Below are 24,187 nucleotides of genomic sequence, written 5' to 3'. Positions count from 1 at the left end.
AGTTTAGAGCATTCCGCAGAGCTTAGAAATTTTTTCAGCGCCCAACTGATATGTTTTATTGAATTTCTTTACGTTCTTCATCTGCGTTTCTAAAACGACGCCCGAGCTCTCAAGCTCTCCTTTTGACAAAGTAAAAACTGGTTTTGAATGATCCTGTGCCGTTGCGATCAAGCTATTGAAGTCCGGTACTTCCAGTAAGAATTGACTTGTTGATGCTCCCGAACTTATGTAGTCATCTTCGCCAAGTAGAAGCCCAATTTCTGATAGCTTTGGCAGCAGGGTTTCTGCCTTTGTCTGTTTCAATTCGTCGAACCATTTGTCGTACGCTCTCGTCGGGGCCGCCGGCTTTCCCTCACGCGAGCGAACTCGGTAGTTCTGCACTATCGCCCCTAAATAACGTGGAGTTTTACTCGGCCATGGGTACGATGCTTCCGAAAGTACCGGCATTGTGCTTGCTTGTTTAGACCATGCGGTCCACCGAGGCAGTACTCGTGAAAGTGAGCGTAGCGCCATTGCAGAAAAAAAATCAGGCGCGACGGGGATAATAAAAGCGTCGCTTGTCATAAGTAAATTTTGGTTTATTGCACCAAGACTTGGACTCATGTCCACAATTATATAATCCGCATCGATTTCTCTGGCGGATAGTGAAAAAAGCCAACTTATAGAACCTGGCAGATTTCGCATAATCGACAGTGAGCTCGATAACTCATGTGATATGGCCAACTGGCTTTCGAGTTCGGCGAAACCTACGTGGCCTGGTAGGATGTATAAGTTTTCTCGATCGGGTACAGGTTCAGCGCGTACTGCGCTCATTTTGACGGGGCGACCGTCAAAAACAGGTGTCAAACCTTCAAGTATATTTCTTGGTGATCCATCCTCTGAAGCGTATCGATATTCGTCTTGTCCGGAATATGTGAGCACGAGGCCGGTCAAATTGCATTGAGGGTCGCAATCAACCATCAAGACTTTTTTGCCGAGTTCCGCTAATTTCCAACCGATGTGGAACGCCGACGTTGTTTTCGCGACACCACCTTTATGGTTAAAAAATGCAATTTGGATAGGCGCCTTGTTTGTCACTTTCTAACCCTGATAGCCTCGGTTTTGAACTGCATCGCTGCACTACCAATTTATCGCAGTGGTTGCAAAACTAATTTTCTGATACGTCTACTTTATCGATCACTCTCCCTCCCAACGCCTCCGCAATCATCGCGGCCTCGAACACCTCGTCTTGCGCTTCGCCCTCGACGCGCTCGCGGCCGATCTCCAGCATCACCGGGACGGCGAGCGGTGAAATCCGGTCCAGCGGCTTGTGAACGATGTGGCGCTTGATGCGGGCGAGAAGCTGGGAGACGCGGGCGACGTCGAGGAGGCCGGTGGCGGCGTCGGCCCAGGTGGCCTTGAGGAGGATATGGTCCGGCTCGTGCGCGCGGAGCACATCGTAGACGAGATCGGTCGACACCGTGACCTGACGGCCGGTCTTTTCCGTGCCCGGCTGGTTGCGCTGGACGAGCTGGGAGATGACGGCGCACTGGCGGAAGGTGCGCTTCAACAGCCATGAATCGCCCATCCAGGCTTCCAGATCGTCACCGAGCATGTCCTCGTCGAAGAGATCGTCGAGGGAGAGGCGGCCGTCCGCGATCATGGCGGTGAGATCTGCCCGGCACCAGACGGAGATGGCGTAGTCGGTGGCGACGAAGCCCAGCGGCTTGGCGCGAGCGCGCTCCAGCCGTCGGGTGAGAAGCATGCCGAGGGTCTGGTGGGCGAGGCGGCCCTCGAAGGGATAGAGGACGAGGTAGAAGCGGTTGCCGCGCGGAAAGGTCTCGACCAGGAGATCGTCCGGGCCGGGGATGAGCGACTTTTCCGCCTGGAGGCCGAGCCAGTCGCCGACCTGATCGGGCAGCTCCGACCAGCGTGCGGGGTCGGCGAGCATGGCGCGGACCTCGGCCGCGAGATAGGTGGTGAGAGGAAACTTCGACCCGCCCCAATAGGGCACTTTCGGCTCGGCACCGGGCGCGCGGGTGACGAGGCAGGAGGTCTCGAAGATGCCCTCGAAGCGCAGGACCTCGCCGCCGAAGAGGAAGGTGTCGCCCTGTTCGAGGGTTTCGAGGAAGGCCTCCTCGATCTTGCCGAGGATGAAGCCGCCGCGCTGGACGGAGGTCTTCGTCTTCTTGCGGACGACGCGGACATCCAGCGTCTGCGCCTCGATGATGGTGCCGGCGTTCATGCGGTAGGCTTGCGCGATCGACGGGTGGGTGATGCGCCAGGTGCCATCCTCCGTGCGGCGGATCTTGGCGTAGCGCTCGTAGACGCGGAGCGCGTAGCCGCCGGTCGCGACGAAATCGATTATTTGCTCGTACGTCTCCCAGGTGAGGGCGGCATAGGGGGCGGCGCTGGTGATCTCGTCGTAAAGGGCATCGGCGTGGAAGGGCTCGGCGACGGCCATGCCGAGGACGTGCTGGGCGAGCACGTCGAGCGCGCCGTCGCGGAGGGGCGGGGTGTCCTGGTCTCCGAGATAGTTGGCGTTGAGGGCGGCCTGGCACTCCATCACCTCGAACCGGTTGGAGGGGACGAGGATGGCGCGCGAGGGCTCGTCCATGCGGTGGTTGGAGCGGCCGATGCGCTGGGCGAGCCGCGAGGCCCCCTTCGGTGCGCCCACATGGACGACGAGATCGACATCGCCCCAGTCGATGCCGAGATCGAGGGTGGAGGTGGCGACGACGGCTCTGAGCTCGTTGCGGCTCATGGCGGCCTCGACGCGCCGGCGCTGCTGAACGTCCAGCGAGCCGTGATGGAGCGCGATGGGGAGGGTCTCGTCGTTGATCTTCCAGAGCTCGGAAAAGAGAAGCTCGGCCTGGAAGCGCGTGTTGACGAAGAGGAGCGTGGTGCGGTGGGCTTTGATCGTCTCGTAGATCTCGCCCATGGCATAAAGGCAGGTGTGGCCCTGCCAGGGCACGCGCTCGACGGATTTGAGGATGGTGATCTCGGGCTTCGCACCGCCGGTGACTTGAATGAGGTCGGCCCTGTTGTCGGCGTCGGGGGACTGGGGGACGAGCCAGCGGCAGAGCTCTTCCGGCTCGGAGACGGTGGCGGAGAGGCCGACGGTCTTGAGGTTCGGCGCAAGGGTTCTGAGGCGCGAGAGACCGAGGGCGAGGAGATGGCCGCGCTTGGAGGTGACGAGGGCGTGGAGCTCGTCGAAGATCACGTATTGGAGGTCGGCGAAGAAGTCGCGCGCGCCCTTCTGGGCGATGAGAAGCGAGAGCTGCTCGGGCGTCGTCAGCATGATGTCGGGCGGCTTCAGCTTCTGGCGCTGGCGCTTGACCTGTGAGGTGTCGCCGGTGCGGGTCTCGAGCGTGACGGGAAGGCCCATCTCGGCGACGGGGCGCTCCAGATTGCGGCGGATATCGGTGGCGAGCGCCTTCAGCGGCGAGATGTAGAGCGTGTGGATGCCGCGCGGGCGCGTGCCGGGCTTCGGACGGGGGCGGTCGGCGAGATCGGTGAGGGAGGGCAGGAAGCCGGCGAGCGTCTTCCCGGCCCCGGTGGGCGCGATGAGAAGGACGGAGCGGCCAGCTTGCGCGCGCGACAAGAGATCGAGCTGGTGGGGCCGCGGCGCCCAGCCATTCGTAGCGAACCACTTCAGAAACGGCTCGGGAAGGGTCGCCGGGGAGGTGGTTCCTGTGTCGAGGATCGGGGCAGGGTGGTCGTTCAAGGCTCGGCTCGATGCTTTCCTTCGTCGGCGAACGGATGTGGACAGCACTGCCCAAGGGACAATCTGTGTCGGCGAAGGGATTTTTCGCGTCACGCCAGCGGTTGTCAGCCGCGCGGGGCGCAGCGACGGCAGTCTTCGCCGATCATCCGGGAGAGATAATGCGGCCGATCACCGTTCTCACTGCGTGCCTTTGCCTCGTCTTCGCGACGCTCGGCGCCTACGCTCAATCGTCGGGTTCAAGCTCGGGCTTCGGGTCTTCGGACCCCTCGGGTTCGTCGGGCCCGGCAACGAGGTGGTTCACGGTGGACAGCCTGAACGCGGGACTGCCGGAGATGCCCGCCTTCGTCGACCGGGACACGCCGCGGGGCATGATGGAGACGTTCTGGTTCGCCGGCGAGGCCGAGGACTGGGATCGGGCGATGCACACGCTCAACCTCAACGAAGTCGCGCAGGAGATCCGCGCCGACGTCGCGCCAATGCTCGCCGAGCGGCTGTTCGACATCCTGCAGCGCGGCTACGTGCTCGACTGGAACACGTTCTCGGACCGACCGGACGCGCTGAACGCGAACACCACGACCGAGAACCCGATGGCCGGCGAGCCGCGCCGCTCGATCCGCATTACGACGCTGGACCTGCCGGACCGACCGGCCTCGATCCGCATCGAGCGCGTGAAGACGCCGGACGGCGATCCGGTCTGGGTGTTTTCCGACGAGACGGTGGTCAACATCAATCAGCTCTACGAGGTCTACGGACCCTCTGAGCTGGAGCTGGCAATGCCGGCGATGTTACGCCAGAACGCGTTCTGGACGCTGAAATGGTGGGAAGTGGTGGCGCTGCCGCTCGTCTGTCTCGTCGGTATTCTCGTCGCTGCTTGGGCGTACCGTGCAATCGGTCGTGCGCGTCGGCGCAAGCCCCGGCCAATGGTGCGAGAGATCCTGGAGTCGGTGCAGATACCGGTGGCCCTGTTCGCCTTCGTCGGCATCTTCGCTCTGGTGAAAGAGTTCCTGTTCACGTTTTCAGGGCCGGTGAGCCGTTTCGTCGGACCGCTTCAATCGCTGCTCTTCGTGATTGCGCTTGCGCTGATCGCGGTCCGGATCGTCGATGCGGTGCTGGAGCGTCTCGTCACCGACAATATGGACGACATCACCGCAAACCAAGACGCCGATACGCGTGATCTCTACACCAACATCTCGGCGGTGCGCCGGGTCGCGGTGGTGGTGGCGATCCTCGTGGGAGCAGCGATCATCCTGATCGAGACCAACGCGTCGGATACACTCGGCTTTTCCCTGCTGGCCTCGGCCGGCGCGATCGGACTGATCCTCGCCTTCGCGGCCCGGACGATGTTGTCGGACATCATGGCCAGCCTGCAGATCGCGATCGCCAAGACCGCTCGCATCGGCGATGCGATCTACTGGCAGGACAACTGGTGTTACGTGGAAAAGATCAAGTTCACCCATGTCCAGGTGCGCTCCTGGGACCATCGTCGACTGATCATTCCCGTGTCGGAGCTGGTGTCGAACACGTTCGAGAACTGGTCGAAGCAGGACCCGAAGATCGTAAAGCTGGTGGAACTGCGGCTCGATCACCGCGCGGACGTGGATGAACTGCGCCGGGTGTTCTCGGACTTCGTCGAAGGCGAGGAGGACATCCTCGAGAAGTCGGAAGCGAAGGTTCAGGTGGTCGGTCACGACCATACCGGTATGCTCGTACGCTTCCTCGCTCCAGCGCCCGATCCCGCGAGGGGCTGGAACATGCAGTGCCGGATGCGCGAACGTCTGCTTCGAGAGGCCGCGGGCCTGGAAGACAAGGTCGGCAAGGAGCCGGCTGGCCAGGCGGCGTACTTCCCGCGAGAACGGGAGGTTCTAGTCGGGGAATTCGATCAGGTGGATCGGGAGAATGTCTGATCGAGGATGTCGACGCGGCGGGCGGTCCGGAACTGACCGTTCACCCATGCGCCCGAAACGCGTCTTCCCGCCGGCCGTTGGATGGACGGGAAAAACAAGGGAGCGGAAGACATGGTGAAATGTATCAAACTCGAGAAGCCCGGCGGGCTCGACCGGTTGCAGGTCGCGGAGATCGACGATCCGAGGACACCGTGGCCAGACGAGATCACGGTGCGCATCCACGCATCCTCTTTGAATTTTCATGACTACGGCATCGTTTCAGGCAAGTCGCCGACCGAAGACGGGCGTATCCCGATGTCGGATGGTGCGGGCGTCGTGGAGGAAGTCGGATCCGACGTGACGGATTTCGCAGTCGGCGATCACGTGGTCTCATGCTTCTTTCCATTATGGGAAGAGGGTCCGCCACGGATTGCCGATTTCTCAACCACGCCCGGTGACGGGATCGACGGCTATGCTCGCGAACGCGTGACCTATCCAGCGCGTGCCTTCACCAAGGCGCCGCACGGCTACAGCCACGAAGAGGCCGCAACTTTGACGACCGCCGGTTTGACCGCCTGGCGGGCACTCGTCGTCGACGGCGGGATCAAGGCTGGCGATACGGTACTCATCCTTGGAACGGGCGGGGTCTCGATCTTCGCTCTCCAGATGGCCAAGGCGTTCGGGGCGAGCGTCATCGCAACGTCGTCGTCAGACGAAAAACTGAAGCGGCTGAAGGAGATGGGCGCGTCCGAAACCATCAACTACGAGTCCAACCCCGACTGGGGCTCGACGGTCGCGGAAATGACCAACGGGCGGGGCGTCGATCATGTGGTCGAGGTTGGTGGACCTGCCACCCTGCCGCAGTCGATCAAGGCCTGCCGTATCGGCGGTCACATGGCATTGATCGGCGTCCTGACCGGCCGGGCCGGTGAAATTCCAACGGCGGCAATGATGGCTCGCCAGCAGGTCCTCAAGGGCCTCATCGTGGGAAGCCGTCAGCACCAGCGCGACATGGTGCGTGCGCTGGAGGTGACAGGGATCCGCCCGGTCATCGACACCACGTTTCCGCTGGATCAGATCGCGGATGCCTTCCGGCACGAGGAAGCGGGCAAGCATTTCGGCAAGATTTGTCTGTCGATCTGAGCATGCAGCCAGGTCTGCTAGATCTTCGGTTAAGAGCGCCGCGGCCATGCCAGGCAACTCTTAAAGAACGCCGCCCGACCGGGCGGCGTTTCTCGTTCGGCTTTGCAGGCGGTTCTCAGTTCATACCTTCCCGACGTGCGCCTGCGATCATCTTGCGGGCGATATGGCGGACAGCCTCGTCGTCCTTGGTATCGTCATTGGCGGGATCGCCGAGATAGTCGAGGCTGTCCTCGATGAAGGACAGAAGGCCCGGATGTTGATTCTCCACGTACTCGATAAGTTTGAAGAGGATATGCTCGCTCGCTATCTCGCGCTGGCGCGCCATCACCGCATTCTCGTTTGCCATGCTCGTCTCCTTGATGGTGGTCCTTCGGCCAACACGGGAGCAGCGATTTCGTGCCGTCCAGGCAAGCGTCCTGCGACAGGGCGCCTCACTTCGCGAGGTACCTGTCAGTCCGGTGATTGATGGCAAGGAAGCCGTTGAGGCAGACGGCGCCAAGGATGGAGTAGAGGACAGAGACCCAGTCGACGACCGCGAAGGCGAGGCCGAGGATGACGAGGTCGATGGCAAGCTGGGTGAGGCCGGCGCGCCAGCCGAGCTTGTCCTGAAGATAAATCGCAAGGATGCCTGCACCGCCAAGACTTGCGCGATGGCGGAAGAGGGCGAGCAACGCGAAGCCGATGAGAAGGCCGGCGGTGACAGCGCCGACGGCCCGGTGGACCTCGCCGAAGGTGAAATAATCAGGCTGGATGGCCGTTGCGGCAGAGAGGAGCGCGATGGCGGTGAAGGTCTTGATCGTGAAGGCTTTGCCCATACGCATGGCGGCGAGGACGTAGAACGGCAGATTGATGAGGAAGAAGGCGAGACCGACATTGAGGCCGGTCGCATAGGAGGCAATAAGGGCAAGGCCTGCGACACCGCTCGTCAACAGGCCGAGATGGGCGAGGATCGCGATGCCAAGAGTTGCGAGGACGACGCCGGTGACGATCGCCTGTGCGTCCTCCAGCGGTGTGTGATGTGTCGGCGTCGCGTGCCAGTCGCCGAACCGCCAGCGGATGGGATGGAGCGCTTCGGACATTCCCTCGGCCGTCTTCGGATCGGGATGGTGGGGCGTCCGGGAGCCGTTTTCGTCGGTCATCAAGGCGGACTCGTGCTGCACTGCGATAAGCGAGACTAAGTGCGGCGGAAACGGATTGCCAGCGGCGAAGCACCTCTATCGTGGGCGGCGATCGCGCCTATCTTTGAACGAATGAAAGCCGACGATCTCCTCCACCCGACGCGCAAAGGACTATACTGCCCGCCGGGCGATTTCTACATCGATCCCGTGGGCAAGGTGGACCGCGCTCTTGTGACCCACGGCCATGCCGACCACGCGCGGCCCGGCAACCGCGCCGTGATGGCGACGCGGGAGACGCTTGACATCATGGCGATCCGCTACGGCGAGGATTTCTGCGAGACGCGGCAGGTCGCAGAACTTGGCAAGACGACGACGATCGGCGATGTGACGGTGAGCTTCCACCCGGCCGGCCATGTGTACGGCTCGGCGCAAATCGCGGTGGAATGGAAGGGAATGCGGATCGTCGCATCCGGCGACTACAAACGGCGGCGCGATCCGACCTGCGCAGCCTTCGAGCCGGTCAAGTGCGATGTCTTCATTACCGAGGCGACGTTCGCGCTTCCGGTATTTCGACATCCTGATACGGCGGCGGAGGTGGAGAAGCTGCTCGTCTCAATGCGACGGTTTCCGGAACGGGCACATATCGTCGGGGCGTATGCGCTCGGCAAGGCCCAGCGGGTGATCCGGCATGTGCGAGAAGCGGGCTACGACAAGCCGATCTACATTCACGGGGCGCTGAAGAAGCTCTGCGACTTCTACCAGCATGAGGGTATCGAACTCGGCGAGTTGCGCCCGGCGACGATCGAGACCGGCAAGAAGGGCGATTTCGCCGGCGCGTTGATCGTTGGCACGCCCTCGGCCTTCGCCGACAAATGGGCCCGGCGGTTTCCAGATCCGGTGGCAAGCTTCGCCTCAGGCTGGATGCGGGTGCGTCAGCGGGCGCGACAGCGCGGCGTCGAACTGCCGCTCATCCTGTCGGATCATTCCGACTGGGACGAGCTGACACAGACAATCAAAGATGTGGAGGCGGAAGAAGTGTGGGTCACGCACGGGCGAGAAGAAGCCCTGGTGCGCTGGTGCGAACTCCAGGGCGTTGCGGCGCGCCCGCTTCATCTGGTCGGCTACGAGGACGAGGCGGAGTGACCCTCTCCGCCTCGAGCGGTCTTCTGCCTATTCAGGAACGGTAACGCCTTCGTTCTGCTGCGGATCGGACTCTTCCGGCGTTACGACCTCGCTGCCGCTGGCACCCGTATCGGATGCCGGTGCTTCGATCGTGTCGGTCTGTTCGAGAGAACCGTCGGGCGACGTGGCAACGCCAATGCTGCCGACGATCATGTATCCGAGGACGATCAGGGCGACGCCGGCGATGAGGACGATGAGGATCGGTCGACCCGTGCGGCCCTGCTTGGCGTCGGTTTCGTTCAGTTTTTTCACCATTACCTAATGTTTTCCGAGATTAGTAGCGGTCCGTCGATGGACACGCTTGGAAGAACGCAACGAGGGAATGGCAGCATTGTTTCGCAAGAGCGAAATCAATCCATTTTGACTTCTACAGGGGAGGCAAAACGCCACAGATCCAAGGTCTGAAGCCATTTACCGCGCTGCGGTAAAGCGACAAGGTTCTCGAATCGTGATCAAATTCGCCGAGAGAACCCGATGCCGTTTCGTCAAGGACGCTGCTGGACGAGACGCCGGTTCTTGTCATCGGACGTCTTCTGGATGACCAGATTGAACCGGTTCGCGGCGCCGACTTCGCGTTCGAAGTTGAAAGCGAGCGCTCCTGCAGTCGCCTTGGCGTCCTCAAGTCTTGCGACGCTTTCAACGAAACCGGAGGGCGCGGTGACCTTGCCGACCGAGAGCGCTTCGTCAAGTTCCTTTGTCAGGACCTCGCTCGCATCGTCGGCGGCCTTCTCGTCTTCGAGGTCGAGCTTGATACGAATGGTGTCGACTGCAGCGCCTGCCGGTCCGCGAGCGATCTGCGCGATCGAGAAGCCCTCGCCGTTCTGGCTGGCATAGCATTCGTTTTCGCCGGCAAAGAGTGGGCTTTCTTCCCAGACAGCGGCCTTGCCTCCGCCCGCACCGTTACCAAGGGTCTCGCAGAGGGTATCAGGTGAAGCGGACACGATGCCGGTCTCTTCCACCTTTTCCGGCTCGGCTGGCTTCACCGGTTCCGCTACTTTGGGTTCAGGGGCGACCCGTTCCAGGGCGACGGTCTTGAGGAGCCGCGGCTCGGCGGCGGCGATTTGTGTGGCGGCAGAGCGGTCTGCATTGACGAGTTGCGCCGCACCGGCGACTTGGCGTTTCGTTTCGGCGTTGATCGCGGCGAACTGGACGGTCTGGAACGCATCGCTGCTGCGCACTGCGAAGGCGACCCCGGATATGGCAACCGCAAGAAGCATGAAGCGGAAAGTCGTGGTGCCGAGAAAGCGAACTGCGATTTCGCTGGGGGTCTGATGTTCGCCAACAAGGCGTTTGAAGGCGAGGAAGCGCTCGGCTCCATTCCATCGAATCACGGTCGAGATCCTCCGTGCGAACAATCCGGCAATCCGCTTCCCCTAGAGAGCTACGCGAAGACGGGTCTTGCGCATGGTTGGAGAAGCGATGACGCGGAGAGTGGAATCATCGCGACCGTTTACGACGGCTTGCGCTGATTCATCCCCCATCGTGTGATGCTTACGCAACGAATTCGTTCAGAAGAGGGCGATACTGGCGGCGGCGGATCGCGGAGCGGCGCGAACGCAAGTTTCACAACGGTTTCGGCAGGGCGAGACAGAGCTAAAGATCGAGCGAGCCGGCGAGGCTCAGCGGCGCTCGATCACGTAGTCGAGAAGATGGTTGGCGTAGTAGACGTAGCCATCGGCCGATGCGTGGAAGCCGTCGCGCGAGAAGCCCAGCGGTTCGACGCGCGGCAGGGTGGTCGCAACGACGGCGCCGCGCTCGAAGCACAGCGCGGTTCCCATGCGCCGGATGATCCGGGCTCTCAGTTCGAGGACGTGCGCGAGCGCGCGGGGCAGGGCGGGAACACGCTTCATGTCGACCGGCGGCGACCAGACGAGCCGTGCTTCGGGCCATTTCGCGCGCAATGCGTAGAGAAGCGTTCCGAAGCCTTTCTTGAAGCGTTTCGCGCCATGAAAATTCTTGGCGTCGTTGGTGCCGATCATCAGGACGATGTGGGTGAAGGCCTCACGGGCAAGATTGGGAACCACGTGGTCGCGGACATCGGTGGAGACGGCGGAATTCGCCCCGGCCGTGCGCCAGAAGACGGAGCGGCCGGTGATGGCGAAGATGCGTTCGGCGAGCTTCGGCCCAAGGGAATCTTCGATGCGATCGACGCCGACGCCGGCCGCGCTGGAATCGCCGATCACGAGAAGGCGAACGGCGGCGTCCTTGATCGAGGAGGTGCCGACGAAGCCGGTAAGCTGGCCGAGCGGTGGGCCCATCCGGACAATGCGCCTGCGAGCCCGTATCCCCTGCCAGACATAGACCGGTAGCATCAGCCAGGAAATGAGCGCGGTCTTGCCGGAGGCCGCGATGCCGCCTGCGGCGAACCCGTCGAACGGAGGGACGACCTCCTCGAAGCTCAGTTGGCTCATTCCTTCAGGACCTCCACTCCAGGCAAGGCCTTACCTTCCATCCATTCGAGGAAGGCTCCGCCCGCCGTCGATATGTAGCTGAAATCGTCGCTCACCCCGGCCTGGTTGAGAGCTGCGACCGTATCTCCGCCGCCCGCGATGGAAACCAGCTTTCCGGCGCGGGTCAACTCCGCCGCATGTCGCGCCGCGCCGACGGTCGCTTCGTCGAAGGGTTCGACCTCGAAAGCGCCAAGCGGGCCATTCCAAACAAGGGTCTTCGCCAGGTCGAGCCGGGCGACGACGGCCTTCAGTGAGAGAGGGCCCGCGTCGAGGATCATCATGTCCTCGGGTGTCTCTTCGACCGGGACGGTTTCGGTCGGGGCGCCGGAACGCAGATGGCGGGCGACGACGGCGTCGGTCGGCAGAAGGATCTCGCATCCTTTCTCCTCGGCGCGGCTCATGACGGAGCGGGCCGTGTCAGCGAGGTCGTGTTCACAAAGCGATTTGCCGATGTCGACACCCTTCGCGGCGAGGAAAGTATTGGCCATGCCACCGCCGATGACGAGGTAATCGACCCGGTCGAGGAGATTGGTGAGAACGTCGATCTTGGTCGAGACCTTCGAGCCTCCGACGATAGCAACGACGGGCTTCTCGGGGGCTTCGAGGCCGGCCTGCAGCGCCTCGATCTCGGCCTGCATGGTCCGGCCGGCATAGGAGGGGAGATGGTGCGCGATCCCTTCCGTCGAGCCATGGGCGCGATGGGCCGCCGAGAACGCATCGTTGACGTAGATATCGCCGAGAGAAGCGAGACTTTCGGCGAATTCCGCTTCGTTCGCTTCCTCGCCGGCGTGGAAGCGAGTGTTCTCGAGGAGAACGACGTCGCCGTCCTTCAGCATTTCAATGATGCCGGCGGCGACCGGGCCTATGCAGTCGTCGGCGAAGCCGACAGGTTTGCCGAGACGGTCGGACAGGACAGGGGCGATGGGCTTCAGTGACATTTCCGGGTTCGGCTTACCTTTCGGGCGGCCGAAATGGGCGAGCAGGATGACCCGGGCACCTTTGTCAGCGAGTTCGGCGATGGTCGGCAGCGCGCGATCGATGCGTGTGGCGTCGGTGACCTTTCCGTCTTTCATCGGCAGATTGAAATCGACGCGAACGAGGACTCGTTTTCCTGTGACGTCCGCATCGTCGATCGTTCTGAACTGGAAGGTCATATTGAGATCGAGTCCAACTCTTTCGTTTACCCAGACTTTCGCCAGAAGGTCCGCTCCGGCATGCGGCGTCTTTGTACGGTTTCAGCCATGCTCGCGGCAAGCGAAGAAATTGCTTCGAGACATGCCGAATGCCGAGGTTCGAGCATTCGTCCGGCTCGCCTAATCCTTCGACCTCGTGCCTTTGAACAGCCGGCCAAGCGCCGAACGGCCGCTTCCGGTCGTTCTGAGGAAGGTGAGCAGGGTGTCGTCCGGGGGCGAGAGCGAGAGGCCGGCGCTGACGATCACGCCGTCGGCGTCGGTCTCGCGCACGATGAGTTCGACCGGCCCGATCGGAGCGCGATCGCCATAGGAGGGGTAGCCTCCGAGCCGTCGCGACATGACCTCGGCGATAGTCATCTCGTTTTCCGTATCGTCGAGTTCGAAGCCATAGGCCTCTGCCAGAGAAGAGGCCTGGGAGTCCGGATTGACGGTGAATTCTCCGAAGAATTCCTCGTCGTCCTCCGCGACGGGGGTGCGGCTGGCGAAGAGCCGGTCGAGGAGCGGTGGAAAGCGCGGCGATATGAAGAGATAGACGTGGTCGCCAGGCTGGAGGCGTCCGGCATACTGGTAGCGCATCGAACGGCCATTGCGGATGACGAGCGAAGGCCTCGCCCAGCGCGGAACGCGTGAACCTGTGGCGACCGGACTTCCCTCGACGACGCGGTAGGACAGGAGTTCATGATCGGCCGCGCCCGGAAGTTCGAGTTCGAATTTCTCGACCGGGCCGATGCGTGGGGGCACGGTAAGCCGCAACCAGCGCGCGACGCTCGCCAGCGTCCAGCCCTGCAGAAGCAGAGAGGTGAGGACGATGACGAAAGCGATGTTGAAGAATGCGTAGGAACCTTCGATCTCGCCAAGGATCGGCAGAATGGCGAGGAGAATTGATACCGCTCCGCGCAGGCCCACCCAGGATACGAACAGGGTCTCCCTTCGCCGGAAGCCGAACGGCCAGAGGCACATCGAGACCGCGACGGGGCGTGCGATGAAGATAAGGAAGAGGGCTAGTATGATGCCCGGAATCAGGATCGCGTCGAAATTTCGTGGCGTCGCGAGGAGGCCGAGGATGAGGAACATGATGATCTGAGCGAGCCAGGTCATGCCTTCCTGAAATCGCCGGATCGATGGAGCTCGCTTCAGCCCCGCATTGCCCGCGTAGAGACCGGCAACGTAGACGGCAAGAAAGCCCGAACCGCCGAGGGCGCCCGTCAGTGCGAAGACTGCGATCGAAAGTGCGAGGATCAGGATCGGCAGGAGGCCGCGGTCGACGGAGAGCTTCGCGATGAAAAAGGCGATTCCCCGTCCCCCGAGAAGGCCGGCGACGAGGCCGAGCCCCATCTGCTGGACGAAGCCGAGAAGGACGCTGAGGCCAAGCTGTTCGAAACCACCGCCAGTGCTCAACAGTTCGACGAGAGCGATGGTGAGGAAGATTGCCATCGGATCGTTGGTGCCGGATTCGATCTCAAGCAGAGAGCGGATGCGATCGCGAAGGACGATGCCGCTGGTCTTCAAAAGGAAGAAGACGGCGGCAGCGTCCGTCGAGCCGACGATTGCGCCGAGCAGCATGCCCTCGAAAAGCCCAATGCCGAGCAGCCAGTCAGCGGCGATGCCGAACAGGATCGAAGTGCCGAGGACGCCAATGGTGGCGAGTGTCAGCGCGGGCGCGGCCGCCTGGCGGAACGTCGAAATCGGGGTCTGGAAACCGGAGTCGAAGAGGATGACTGCGAGCGCCAGCGTTCCGATAAAATAGGCGAGACCGGCATTGTCGAATTCAAGGCCAAGACCGTCCGTGCCGGCAATCAGCCCGACGGAGAGGAAGAGCAGCAGCAGCGGCGTGCCGAAGCGGGAAGCGAGCAGGCTGGAGAAGGCCGCCAGAAGGACGAGGACGGTGCCGACGAGGATGACGAGGTAGAGGTCTTCGAGCATCGGAATCCTGCCGGGCGGCCCTTTGGTCGATGGCCTTCACAAGAAAAGGCCGCGCGACCGTCCGAACCATGCGCTTGGATGGAGAAGCGTGCGAAAGGGGGATATGCGCCGCGTGGCGCGCCCGGCTACCCGTCCGAAGCGACGGTAGAATCGAAAACGGGCCGCATGCAGCGACCCGTCCGATGAAACCTGTGCTGTTCCCGCGTTTTCAGCCGGCGTTGTGCAGGGCAATCGCCATGTCTGACATGCGGTTCGAGAAACCCCATTCATTGTCGTACCAAGACAAGACGGAGACGAGCGTGCCGTCCATGACCTTGGTCTGGTCCATATGGAAGATCGAGGAATGGGGGTCGTGATTGAAGTCGATCGAGACGTTCTTCTCGTTGGTGTAGGCGAGGATGCCTTTGAGCGGACCGTCTGCCGCCGCCTTGATGGCGTTCTTGATCTCATCGACGCTGGTAGAGCGCTTGGCAACGAATTTAAGGTCGACGACCGAGACGTTCGGTGTCGGTACGCGCATGGCGAAGCCGTCGAGCTTGCCGTCGAGCTCCGGCAGGACGAGGCCGACGGCCTTGGCTGCGCCGGTAGAGGTCGGAATCATCGAGAGAGCGGCGGCGCGACCCCGGTAGAGATCCTTGTGCATCGTGTCGAGCGTCGGCTGGTCGCCCGTATAGGAATGGATCGTCGTCATCATGCCTTTCTCGATGCCGATGGCTTCGTGAAGCACCTTGGCGACAGGCGACAGGCAGTTCGTGGTGCAGGATGCATTCGAGACGACCTTGTGTTCGGCCGTCAGCTTGTCGTGGTTGACGCCGTAGACGACGGTGAGATCTGCATCGGTTCCGGGTGCCGAGATGAGCACCTTCTTTGCGCCGGCGTCGAGATGGGCGGCAGCCTTATCGCGAGCGGTGAAGAGGCCGGTGCATTCGAGCGCTACGTCGACGTCGAGATCGCCCCAGGGAAGGTTCTTCGGATCGCGCTCGGCAGTGACGCGAATGGGACCACGACCGACATCGATGGTCTCGCCGTCGACCTTCACCTCACCCGGGAAGCGGCCGTGCACCGAGTCGAAGCGGATGAGGTGCGCGTTGGTTTCGACGGGTCCGAGATCATTGATGCCGACAACCTCGATATCGGTGCGGCCCGACTCGACGATCGATCGGAGGATGTTACGGCCGATGCGGCCGAAGCCGTTGATTGCGACGCGGACTGCCATGGATAGGGGTCTCCCGGAACTTCAAGGGTCTCGAACACTGCCGGACTTGCGACCGGGCGTTGGCCATCCACGTAATGCCAAGCCTTCCCGCGATCAATCGCAAATACCATGAGCTTTGGTGATGGTATGAACGCATTGCGCTGATCGACGAGGAAGCAGGGTCTACGACCGAAGCGTGCCGACAGCGTAGGTGAGGCGGGCGAGGCGAATGCCCTATGCATGGCATAGAGGGACGAACGCATAGCAGAGGAAGCAAGGGATCCCGCATGCCCAAGATCGCCCGCCTCTTCAAGGCAGCAATTCTAGGCTGGTGGAACGACCGGGCTTTGAGCCTTGGTGCGGCGATCTCTTTTTATGCGCTGTTCTCGCTGGGACCGGTGCTTCTGGCGAGTGTGACGATCGCCGGGCTCTTCTTCGGGCAGGACGCGACCCGGCTTGCGGTCGTCGACGAAGCGGGCGCGCTGATCGGGGCCGATGCGGCGGGCGCGCTCGACTCCATGCTGAGCGCGGCAACGCAATTCGGCACAGGTTGGTTTTCGGTGCTGTTCGGTATCGGGATGTTCTTCGTGCTGGCAACCGGCGCGATCGTCGAACTTCAAGACGACCTCAACATCATATTCCGGTCTGAACCGAAATACGGGGACTTCTGGACGATCGTGCGCGGCCGACTCATCAGCCTCGCTCTGGTGCTGACACTCGGCTTCCTCCTTTTGATATCGCTGGTGATCGATGCCGGCTTAACGGCGCTGTCAAACTATATTCTTGATCGGTTCGAGGATCTCACAGTTCTTATCCTAGGGCTCAACATCCTGTTTAGCTGGGCTGCGGGGACGACACTCTTCGCGCTGATCTTCAGGCTCCTGCCGGACAAGCGGCTGGAATGGCTGACGGTGATCGTCGGCGCGGCGCTGACGGCCGCGCTCCTGGAGATCGGAAAGTTCGCGATCGGCCTCTACATCGGCCAGAGCGGCATCACGTCGACCTATGGTTCGGCGGCCTCGCTCGTGACGATCTTGCTCTGGATTTTCTACACCTGCCAGATCTTCCTGTTTGGCGCCGAATTCACCTGGGCTTATTCGGTCGAGCGGGGAACGTCCGAGGGCGAACAGCGGCTCCAGCGTATTTGAAGGCTATTCCTCCGTCTCCTCGCTGTCCTTCGGGTTGGGATCCATACGCTCGCGGACCTGCCGCACCACCTCGTCGGCTGTGATGCCGAAATGGGTGTAGAGTTCCCCCGCTTTGCCGCTGGCCCCAAAACCGTTCATGCCGACGAAGATGCCGTGCCGGCCAATGAGCGCGTCCCAGCCCTGCCGGACGCCGGCCTCGATCGCAACCTTCAGGGATGGATCGTCGAGGAAGGCGGCGCGATAGGTCTCAGTTTGGGCCTCGAAAAGCTCGAAACAGGGAACGGAAACGACACGCGTCGGGTAGCCGTCCTGTTCGAGCGATTTCTGGGCCGCGACGGCGATCTCGACCTCGGTGCCGGTGGCGAAGAGCGTGACCTTCGCCTCGCCATGGGCCGACACGAGTTCGTAGGCGCCCCGCGAAGACTTGTTCTCGTCGTGCTCGTCGGTCCTCAGCGCAGGAACTGCCTGGCGTGACAGGGCAAGTACAGTGGGCCGGTCCTCGGATTCGAGTGCCAGATGCCAGCATTCCAAGGTCTCGACGATGTCGGCGGGCCGCATGACGGCAAGGTTGGGAATCGCGCGAAGGGCCGCGAGATGTTCGACTGGCTGGTGGGTCGGGCCGTCCTCGCCGAGGCCGATCGAATCATGCGTCAGCACGTAGACGACACGCAGGCCCATCAGGGCTGAGAGACGAATTGCGCCACGGGCATAGTCCGAGAAGGCGAGGAAGGTGCCGCCATAGGGTATGACGCCTCCGTGCAGTGCGAGACCGTTCATGATTCCGGCCATGGCGTGTTCGCGAATGCCGTAATGGATGTAGCGACCGTCGTGGTTCTCGGCGGAGAGAACCCCAAGGCCTTCGGTGAGCGTGTTGTTCGAACCGGTCAGATCCGCGGAGCCGCCGAGGGTTTCGGGTACGATCTCGTTGATGACCTCCAAGGCCATTTCGGAAGCCTTGCGGGTCGCGACCGCGGGGCGCATCTCGTTGGCGTTTCGCTTGGCCCGCTCGATGCGCTGCTGGAGACCGCTTGGGAGGTCGCCGCGATGGAGCCGGTCGAACTCGCCGCGCTGTTCGGCGTCGAGAGCGGCGTGCCGCTCCTCCCACTTGCGGCGGGCCGCGGCTGATCTCAAGCCGGCTATGCGCCACTGATCTGTGATGTTGGCGGGCACTTCGAACGGCTCGTGCGGCCAGTCGAGCGTTTCGCGCATCTGCTTGATCTCGTCCTCGCCGAGCGGCGAGCCGTGGGCCTTCGCTGTTCCGGCCTTGCCGCTCGCGCCGAAACCGATCGTCGTGCGGCAGTCGACGAGGCTGGGCTTGTCGGAGGCGTTGGCGGCTTCCAGCGCCGCCGCGATCTCGTCCTGGTCGTGACCGTCGCAGGAAAAGGTGTCCCAGCCGCTTGCCTGGAACCGGGCGAGCTGATCCGTTGCATCAGCGAGGGAGACCGCGCCGTCGATCGTGATGCCGTTATCGTCCCAGAGCATCGTGAGCTTGGAGAGCTTCAACTGGCCGGCGAGCGAGATCGCCTCCTGCGAGATGCCCTCCATAAGGCAGCCGTCGCCGACGAAGACATAGGTGCGATGGTCGACGAGCTCGTCGCCGAAACGCGCGGCAAGGTGGCGCTCTGCAATGGCCATGCCCACGGCATTGGCGATCCCTTGACCGAGAGGGCCCGTCGTCGTCTCGATCCCGGCCGCGTGGCCGTATTCGGGATGGCCTGCAGCCTTCGAGCCGAGCTGCCGAAAGCTACGGATCTCTTCGATGCCGATATCCTTGTAGCCGAGCAGATGGAGCAAGCTGTAGAGCAGCATCGAGCCATGGCCGGCGGAGAAGACGAACCTATCGCGGTTCGGCCATTCCGGCATCGTCGGGTCGAAGCGCATGAATCGGGTGAAGAGGACGGTCGCGATGTCCGCAGCGCCCAGCGGCAGGCCTGGGTGGCCGGAGCCGGCGTTCTCGACGGCGTCGGCACTGAGGAAGCGGATGGCATTCGCCATATCGCGCGCGGTTTCAGGAGTTGTCATGGATGTGCTCTAGCAGCTGGCGAAATCTGCGGAAGAGGCCCTTCGGGTCGTCACTTCAAAGTTCGCGCGGAGACATCACAGGGCGCGAAGGCTGTCAATGCAGTGAGAAACTCACCGCCGTTCGTGCGCGCCTCTTTCCTTTTTCTCTCTGGTTTCGCAGGGTAGGCAGACCAGACGGGTATCCGAAGCAAGGAGCGGACCGGGCGGCATGGTGGCCGATGACGAATTCGAGCGCAGCGAAGCACGGTTGCAGGCTGCCGTAAACGCCCTCTCGACGGCGATCGAAACACGGGTCGCCCGCGAGTCGGTGCTCGTCGACACCGAGGCCGTGATGCAGCGTATGACCGCCGATCGCGGAAGGCTTGCACGCGAACTCGATAATGCGCTCGCAAGGGCCGAACGGCTGGAACGTGTGAACCGCGAGGTCTCGCACCGGCTCGTCGACGCCATGGAGCGGGTGCGCGACGTGATCTCGCCGAGCGAATCGTGAGACCCGCGCCGGCATCGGGGGATCGTGAAGAGGGAAGAGTTGGACGGGGATGCCGCAGGTAGTCGTAACAATCGACGGTAAGACCTACCGCATGGCCTGTGGGCCGGGCGAGGAGGAGCATCTGCAGGATCTCGCCTCGGGGATCGAGGAGAAGATACAAGGGCTGAAGGACGGGGTCGGCCAGATCGGAGACCAGCGCCTGACGATCATGGCGGCGATTATGACAGCCGACGAACTTTCCGATGCTCACACCCGTATCAACACGCTCGAGGACGAGAACCGGACGCTGAAGAGCAAAGTATCGGCTCTCAACGAACGGATCGCCGACCTGCGCGGCCGCTGCGCCCGCGCCATGGACCGGACTTCCGAACTGCTGGAAAAACTGGCGAGCCGCATCTCCTGAAGACGCGACATCGTAACTCGACGGCCGGCCGTGTTCGTTGCACACGTGCGGCGCGGTACTATTGTTCGGCAGCGTCGATGGCGTGCAGCGAAGCGGATAGACATTCTATTGCAAGACAAAGCCTTCAGGGGTCTGACCCCAATCCTCTGCTCGCTATGGGCGCTTTGGCTTGCCGGCTGCGCCGGCGCGCTCAACGCAGTGACGAGCAGCGCCGGCTACAGCGTGGTCGAGGATGTTCGCTACATGCCGGGCGCCCGCGGGACGCTCGACCTTTACATTCCCGACGGAGCACAACCGGACACGCCGGTCGTCGTATTCGTTCACGGCGGTAGCTGGGATACTGGCAGCAAGGACATGTATCTCTTCGTCGGCCAGTCTCTCGCGAGCGAAGGGATCATCGTCGCGATCCCAAACTATCGGCTTTATCCCGCGGTTCAATTTCCAGGCTTCGTCGAGGATGCAGCGCGCGCGACAGTCGCGGTCTCGTCCTGGGCACAGCGAGGCGAGAACGGGCTTCCGGCCGGCCGCCATCCGTTCTTCCTGATGGGCCATTCCGCGGGGGCCGAGATTGCCGGGCTGCTGGCGACCGACGGGCGCTATCTTACTGATGCCGGCGGCTCGATCGGCGCGCTCGACGGTTTCGTCGGTCTTTCCGGTCCCTTCGACTTCTTGCCGCTGACCGAAGAGCGCTACAAGCGCGTCTTCCCGGAAGCGACCCGCGCGGCGAGCCAGCCGGTGAACTACATCGACGGCGATGAGCCTCCAATGCTCCTGATCCATGGCGGCGCCGATACCGTGGTCGATCCGAAGAACACGCGCTCGCTTGCGGCGAAGGCGCGGGCGGCGGGCATTCCGATCTCGGACCACATAGTGCCGGGCGTCGACCACACCGGCTCGATCAAGGCATTTGCGACGGCACTCGAACTTGGCGACCGATCGATCCGCGCCGACGTGATCGAGTTCGTGAGGCAGCGGTCGCGATGAGCGCGCCAGCGTCGGAGGCAGAGAGCGGTCTCGCGGCTTTCGAGCCGCGCGATCTCCCGGGCGCCGAGCCGCTCGAAGGTCGGCTCGTTACGGTGGAGCCGATCTTCGACGACCGCCGGTTCGGCGAACTCTTTGGCGCATTCCGGGCGGACGAAGCGGGCACGATCTGGCGCTGGCTCTCCGCCGGCCCGTTTTCAAGCGAAGCCGACTTCCTCACCTATGCAAGCGAAGTCTACTTCCGGGACGCTCATCGGTTCTACCATTTCATTCCGAAAGCCACAGGCCAATCCGCAGGCGTTGCAGCCTTGTTCCGGGCGGATCGCCCGAACGGGGTCATCGAAGTCGGCCATATCTGCTTCGGTCCAAGCCTTCAGCGGACGCCCGCGGCGACGGAGGGGCTCTTCCTGATCGCCAGGTACGCCCTCGGCGCCCTCGGCTATCGCAGGCTGGAATGGAAATGCGATAATGAAAACGAGCCCTCGAAGCGAGCAGCCGAACGGCTTGGTTTTCGTTACGAGGGATTATTCCGCCAGCATATGGTCGTGAAAGGTCGAAACCGGAATACTGCCTGGTATTCGATACTCGACCGGGAATGGCCTGCCTTGGAGCCGGCCTTTGAGCGCTGGCTCGACCCGGCAAGCTTCGATAGCGCAGGGCGGCAGCGGCGCCCGCTCGGCGACCTGACGGCCGAAGCGCTGGCGGCAATCCGTTAGGCTTCGGCGTTATCCGTTGGCGGAGACGATGGTCACGAATTCTTCGGACGGATAGATGCTCTCGTAGAGAACGCCGTCGCCCGGCATGAAACGCAGCACCGTCTGTTCGCTGTCATCTGCCATCTCCAGCGCTCCATCGGGGGTCTGACGCCATTTGGCGACCCGTTCGAGTGCCGGCGACCTCTGACAGTCGGGGCCAATGGGTGCAGCGATGAATTCCTCGGTGAGATCATCGGGCTTGACGATCCGGCAGGTCGCGCCGCTCCTGAGATCGATCATCCGCATGGCCGGAGAGGGCTGTTGCGTTGGCTGAACCTTTATCGAAGCTGTTGTCTTCGGATCGATAAGCGTCGCACCCGCCCGCGTCGTCTCGGACGGCAAAGGCGCGCCCTGAAGATTGGCGACGAGAACAACGGCGGCAATGCCCGCAATTGCGGCGGTTGCGACGAAGTTCATCATATGTGGCCCTCGAAAAACGCTTCATGTGGTCGGGCCCATTATCTCCCCCTAATCCTTAAGCGAAGGTTGAGGATTGAAAGGCGCTCTTAGGAAACCGATGGTCCGCGAAGGCGCACGGGGCCATCGATCGCGTGGCGGAAGCGAAAGTCTCTGCGCGGAATAATTCACCTTTGTTTAGACTTGCGAGCGGATGCCGGGCACATCGAAGAGTGCAGTGCAATAAAACAGTCGCATACTCATTCGGACATACATCTTGAACCGATTTAATACATAGTCAAACCGTTTGAATTGAAAAGGAAGACAATAAAATCGATTAGAGACCTGGCTTTGCTTACCATCTCTGCTGTTATACTGTTGTCACATCAATTGCATTGCGCTAGCTCTTGCAAGAACACGGTCCGCGTTTCTGCGGGCCGTAAACTTTTTGCGATGGGATGGGCACCATGAATGAGATCGGGACGCGGAACCCGCAGGCGGGCATCGAGACGACGGGACTTTCGAATCTCTCCTCGATCCGCTGGAATTTCTCGGAAGCTGAACTGGTCGAGGTCGCCGTGCGTCGCGGCGAAGGTCAACTGACGGCTCACGGCGCACTCAACGTCACGACGGGCAAGCACACCGGCCGCTCAGCCAAGGACAAGTTCGTTGTCCGCGATGAAGCGACTGAAAACGCGATCTGGTGGGACAACAACAAGCCCATGTCGCCGGACGCCTTCAGCCGTCTCTACGACGATTTCAGGGCCCATGCCGAGGGTAAGGACATCTTCGTTCAGGATCTGATCGGCGGCGCAGATCCGGCGATTGCCATCAAGGTTCGCGTGGTCACCGAGTTTGCGTGGCATGCCCTCTTCATCCGCAATCTGCTGATCCGACCGAGCGTGGAGGAGCTCCAAGATTTCGTGCCGGAGATGACGATCATCGATCTGCCGTCCTTCTCGGCCGATCCAGCGCGGCACGAATGTCGTTCGGAAACGGTGATCGGTTGCGATCTGGAAAAGCTTGTCGTTCTTATTGGTGGCACGTCCTACGGTGGAGAGATGAAGAAGAGCGTCTTCACGGCGCTCAACTACCGTTTGCCGAAGACCGGCGTCATGCCAATGCACTGCTCGGCCAATGTCGGAGGCAACGGCCAATCGGCGGTGTTCTTCGGCCTCTCCGGTACCGGCAAGACGACGCTATCGGCCGATCCGGAGCGCACGCTCATCGGCGACGACGAGCACGGTTGGGGAGAAAACGGCATCTTCAACTTCGAGGGCGGCTGCTACGCAAAGACGATCCGGCTGTCGGAAGAGAGCGAGCCGGAAATTTTCGGCACGACCCGCAAGTTCGGGACCGTTCTCGAGAACGTCGTGCTAGACCAGGATCGCGTGCCAGACTTCAACGACGGCACACTCACCGAGAACACGCGCGCAGCCTATCCACTGCACTACATCCCGAACGCCTCGAAGACCGGCCGTGACGGCCAGCCATCGACGATCGTGATGCTGACTGCCGATGCTTTCGGCGTGCTTCCGCCAATCGCTCGGCTGACGCCCTCCGAAGCAATGTACCACTTCCTTTCGGGCTATACGGCCAAAGTTGCAGGCACGGAAAAAGGCGTGACCGAACCCGAAGCGACCTTCTCGACGTGTTTCGGCGCCCCCTTCATGCCGCGCCATCCATCGGAATATGGCAATCTCCTGCGCGATCTGATCGCCAAGCACGATGTGGACTGCTGGCTCGTCAACACCGGCTGGACGGGCGGAGCGTACGGGACGGGCGAGCGCATGCCTATCAAGGCGACGCGCTGCCTCCTCGCCGCCGCGCTCGACGGCTCGCTGAAGGGAGCGCAGTTCCGCACCGACCCCTATTTCGGCTTTGCGGTTCCGGTTTCGGTCGATGGTGTCGAGGACCGCATCCTCGATCCGCGATCGACTTGGGCCGATCCGTCCGCCTACGATGCCCAGGCGGAACGTCTCGTCGGGATGTTTCAAGAAAACTTCCACCGCTTCGAGGAAACGGTCGACGGTTCGGTCCTGGAAGCGGCGCCAAATTTCAAAATGGCGGCTGAGTAAGGCCGCCAACTCACGCATCCACGTCCATCACTTCAATCGGCCCGCGCTAAATGCGCGGGCCGTTTTCGTTCGCGGGATAGAGCCAGCGAGGCTGCGGGCTTCAAGAGAAAGAGCAGAAGTC

At 62.1% G+C, this 24,187-nt stretch carries 21 protein-coding genes; 9 read left to right on the top strand and 12 right to left on the bottom strand.

Annotated elements, in window-relative coordinates:
- Positions 1-3 precede the first annotated feature (3 nt).
- Positions 4-1,077: a ParA family protein gene (locus tag FP2506_RS18340; protein ID WP_040489032.1), complete on the bottom strand. Its 1,074-nt coding sequence runs from the start codon at positions 1,075-1,077 to the stop codon at positions 4-6.
- Between the two features lie 70 nt (positions 1,078-1,147).
- Positions 1,148-3,706: a ligase-associated DNA damage response DEXH box helicase gene (locus FP2506_RS08265; protein WP_007066988.1), complete on the bottom strand. Its 2,559-nt coding sequence runs from the start codon at positions 3,704-3,706 to the stop codon at positions 1,148-1,150.
- An 11-nt stretch (positions 3,707-3,717) separates the two neighbouring features.
- Here FP2506_RS08265 and FP2506_RS08260 point away from each other — a divergent pair, with 11 nt between their 5' ends.
- Together FP2506_RS08260 and FP2506_RS08255 are read left to right on the top strand one after the other, a co-directional pair.
- Complete coding sequence (locus tag FP2506_RS08260) at positions 3,718-5,610, top strand: mechanosensitive ion channel family protein (protein WP_007066987.1); 1,893 nt, start codon at positions 3,718-3,720, stop codon at positions 5,608-5,610.
- Positions 5,611-5,724: 114 nt separating this feature from the next.
- Positions 5,725-6,732, top strand: coding sequence for a zinc-dependent alcohol dehydrogenase family protein (locus FP2506_RS08255; protein ID WP_040489588.1), 1,008 nt, complete (start codon positions 5,725-5,727; stop codon positions 6,730-6,732).
- Between the two features lie 115 nt (positions 6,733-6,847).
- On the opposite strand, the gene FP2506_RS08250 is transcribed toward FP2506_RS08255, so the two are convergent.
- Positions 6,848-7,078 (bottom strand): hypothetical protein, encoded by a 231-nt coding sequence (locus FP2506_RS08250; RefSeq protein WP_007066985.1) that lies wholly within the window; start codon positions 7,076-7,078, stop codon positions 6,848-6,850.
- An 85-nt stretch (positions 7,079-7,163) separates the two neighbouring features.
- Positions 7,164-7,811 (bottom strand): YitT family protein, encoded by a 648-nt coding sequence (locus FP2506_RS08245; protein ID WP_040489586.1) that lies wholly within the window; start codon positions 7,809-7,811, stop codon positions 7,164-7,166.
- Positions 7,812-7,982: 171 nt separating this feature from the next.
- Here FP2506_RS08245 and FP2506_RS08240 point away from each other — a divergent pair, with 171 nt between their 5' ends.
- Positions 7,983-8,993, top strand: coding sequence for a ligase-associated DNA damage response exonuclease (locus FP2506_RS08240; protein WP_007066983.1), 1,011 nt, complete (start codon positions 7,983-7,985; stop codon positions 8,991-8,993).
- A 27-nt stretch (positions 8,994-9,020) separates the two neighbouring features.
- Here the strand turns inward: FP2506_RS08240 and FP2506_RS08235 are convergent, their stop codons facing one another.
- The 6 genes from FP2506_RS08235 to gap form a co-directional block, all read right to left on the bottom strand.
- The gene (locus tag FP2506_RS08235) at positions 9,021-9,287 is read right to left on the bottom strand and encodes a hypothetical protein (RefSeq protein WP_007066982.1); all 267 of its coding nucleotides are present in this window, start codon (positions 9,285-9,287) and stop codon (positions 9,021-9,023) included.
- A 230-nt stretch (positions 9,288-9,517) separates the two neighbouring features.
- Positions 9,518-10,363 carry a DUF6030 family protein gene (locus tag FP2506_RS08230; protein WP_148227513.1) on the bottom strand — a complete coding sequence of 282 codons (846 nt, stop codon included), beginning with the start codon at positions 10,361-10,363 and terminating at the stop codon, positions 9,518-9,520.
- 288 nt (positions 10,364-10,651) lie between these two features.
- Positions 10,652-11,443, bottom strand: coding sequence for an SGNH/GDSL hydrolase family protein (locus FP2506_RS08225; protein ID WP_007066980.1), 792 nt, complete (start codon positions 11,441-11,443; stop codon positions 10,652-10,654).
- Entirely contained in the window at positions 11,440-12,636 is a 1,197-nt protein-coding gene (locus FP2506_RS08220) for a phosphoglycerate kinase (RefSeq protein ID WP_007066979.1), read from the bottom strand. Before FP2506_RS08220 ends, FP2506_RS08225 begins: the two co-directional genes overlap by 4 nt.
- Before the next feature lie 159 nt (positions 12,637-12,795).
- Positions 12,796-14,598, bottom strand: coding sequence for a potassium/proton antiporter (locus tag FP2506_RS08215; protein ID WP_007066978.1), 1,803 nt, complete (start codon positions 14,596-14,598; stop codon positions 12,796-12,798).
- 208 nt (positions 14,599-14,806) lie between these two features.
- Entirely contained in the window at positions 14,807-15,814 is a 1,008-nt protein-coding gene (gene gap / locus FP2506_RS08210; protein ID WP_007066977.1) for a type I glyceraldehyde-3-phosphate dehydrogenase, read from the bottom strand.
- A gap of 266 nt (positions 15,815-16,080) precedes the next feature.
- Between gap and FP2506_RS08205 the strand changes: the two genes are divergently transcribed.
- The gene (locus FP2506_RS08205; RefSeq protein ID WP_007066976.1) at positions 16,081-16,941 is read left to right on the top strand and encodes a YihY/virulence factor BrkB family protein; all 861 of its coding nucleotides are present in this window, start codon (positions 16,081-16,083) and stop codon (positions 16,939-16,941) included.
- Positions 16,942-16,944: 3 nt separating this feature from the next.
- On the opposite strand, the gene tkt is transcribed toward FP2506_RS08205, so the two are convergent.
- Positions 16,945-18,963: a transketolase gene (gene tkt, locus FP2506_RS08200; protein ID WP_050765043.1), complete on the bottom strand. Its 2,019-nt coding sequence runs from the start codon at positions 18,961-18,963 to the stop codon at positions 16,945-16,947.
- Between the two features lie 208 nt (positions 18,964-19,171).
- Here tkt and FP2506_RS08195 point away from each other — a divergent pair, with 208 nt between their 5' ends.
- The 4 genes from FP2506_RS08195 (at position 19,172) to FP2506_RS08180 (ending at position 21,553) form a co-directional block, all read left to right on the top strand.
- Positions 19,172-19,453, top strand: a complete 282-nt coding sequence (locus tag FP2506_RS08195) for a DUF4164 family protein (protein ID WP_007066974.1) — start codon at positions 19,172-19,174, stop codon at positions 19,451-19,453.
- A 49-nt stretch (positions 19,454-19,502) separates the two neighbouring features.
- Positions 19,503-19,856, top strand: coding sequence for a cell division protein ZapA (locus tag FP2506_RS08190; protein ID WP_007066973.1), 354 nt, complete (start codon positions 19,503-19,505; stop codon positions 19,854-19,856).
- 108 nt (positions 19,857-19,964) lie between these two features.
- A complete protein-coding gene (locus tag FP2506_RS08185) occupies positions 19,965-20,840 on the top strand; it encodes an alpha/beta hydrolase (RefSeq protein ID WP_007066972.1) in 876 nt (291 codons plus the stop codon).
- On the top strand, positions 20,837-21,553 hold the full coding sequence (locus FP2506_RS08180; RefSeq protein WP_007066971.1) for a GNAT family N-acetyltransferase: 717 nt from the start codon (positions 20,837-20,839) through the stop codon (positions 21,551-21,553). The genes FP2506_RS08185 and FP2506_RS08180 overlap by 4 nt, the downstream gene beginning before the upstream one ends.
- 9 nt (positions 21,554-21,562) lie before the next feature.
- On the opposite strand, the gene FP2506_RS08175 is transcribed toward FP2506_RS08180, so the two are convergent.
- Positions 21,563-22,012 carry a hypothetical protein gene (locus FP2506_RS08175; RefSeq protein WP_007066970.1) on the bottom strand — a complete coding sequence of 150 codons (450 nt, stop codon included), beginning with the start codon at positions 22,010-22,012 and terminating at the stop codon, positions 21,563-21,565.
- Between the two features lie 443 nt (positions 22,013-22,455).
- Here FP2506_RS08175 and FP2506_RS08170 point away from each other — a divergent pair, with 443 nt between their 5' ends.
- On the top strand, positions 22,456-24,066 hold the full coding sequence (locus FP2506_RS08170) for a phosphoenolpyruvate carboxykinase (RefSeq protein ID WP_007066969.1): 1,611 nt from the start codon (positions 22,456-22,458) through the stop codon (positions 24,064-24,066).
- The last annotated feature ends 121 nt before the right edge of the window (positions 24,067-24,187 follow it).

This window comes from Fulvimarina pelagi HTCC2506, assembly GCF_000153705.1.
GTDB classification, from domain to species: Bacteria; Pseudomonadota; Alphaproteobacteria; order Rhizobiales; family Rhizobiaceae; genus Fulvimarina; species Fulvimarina pelagi.
This window is presented reverse-complemented; position numbering and strand designations above follow the sequence as displayed.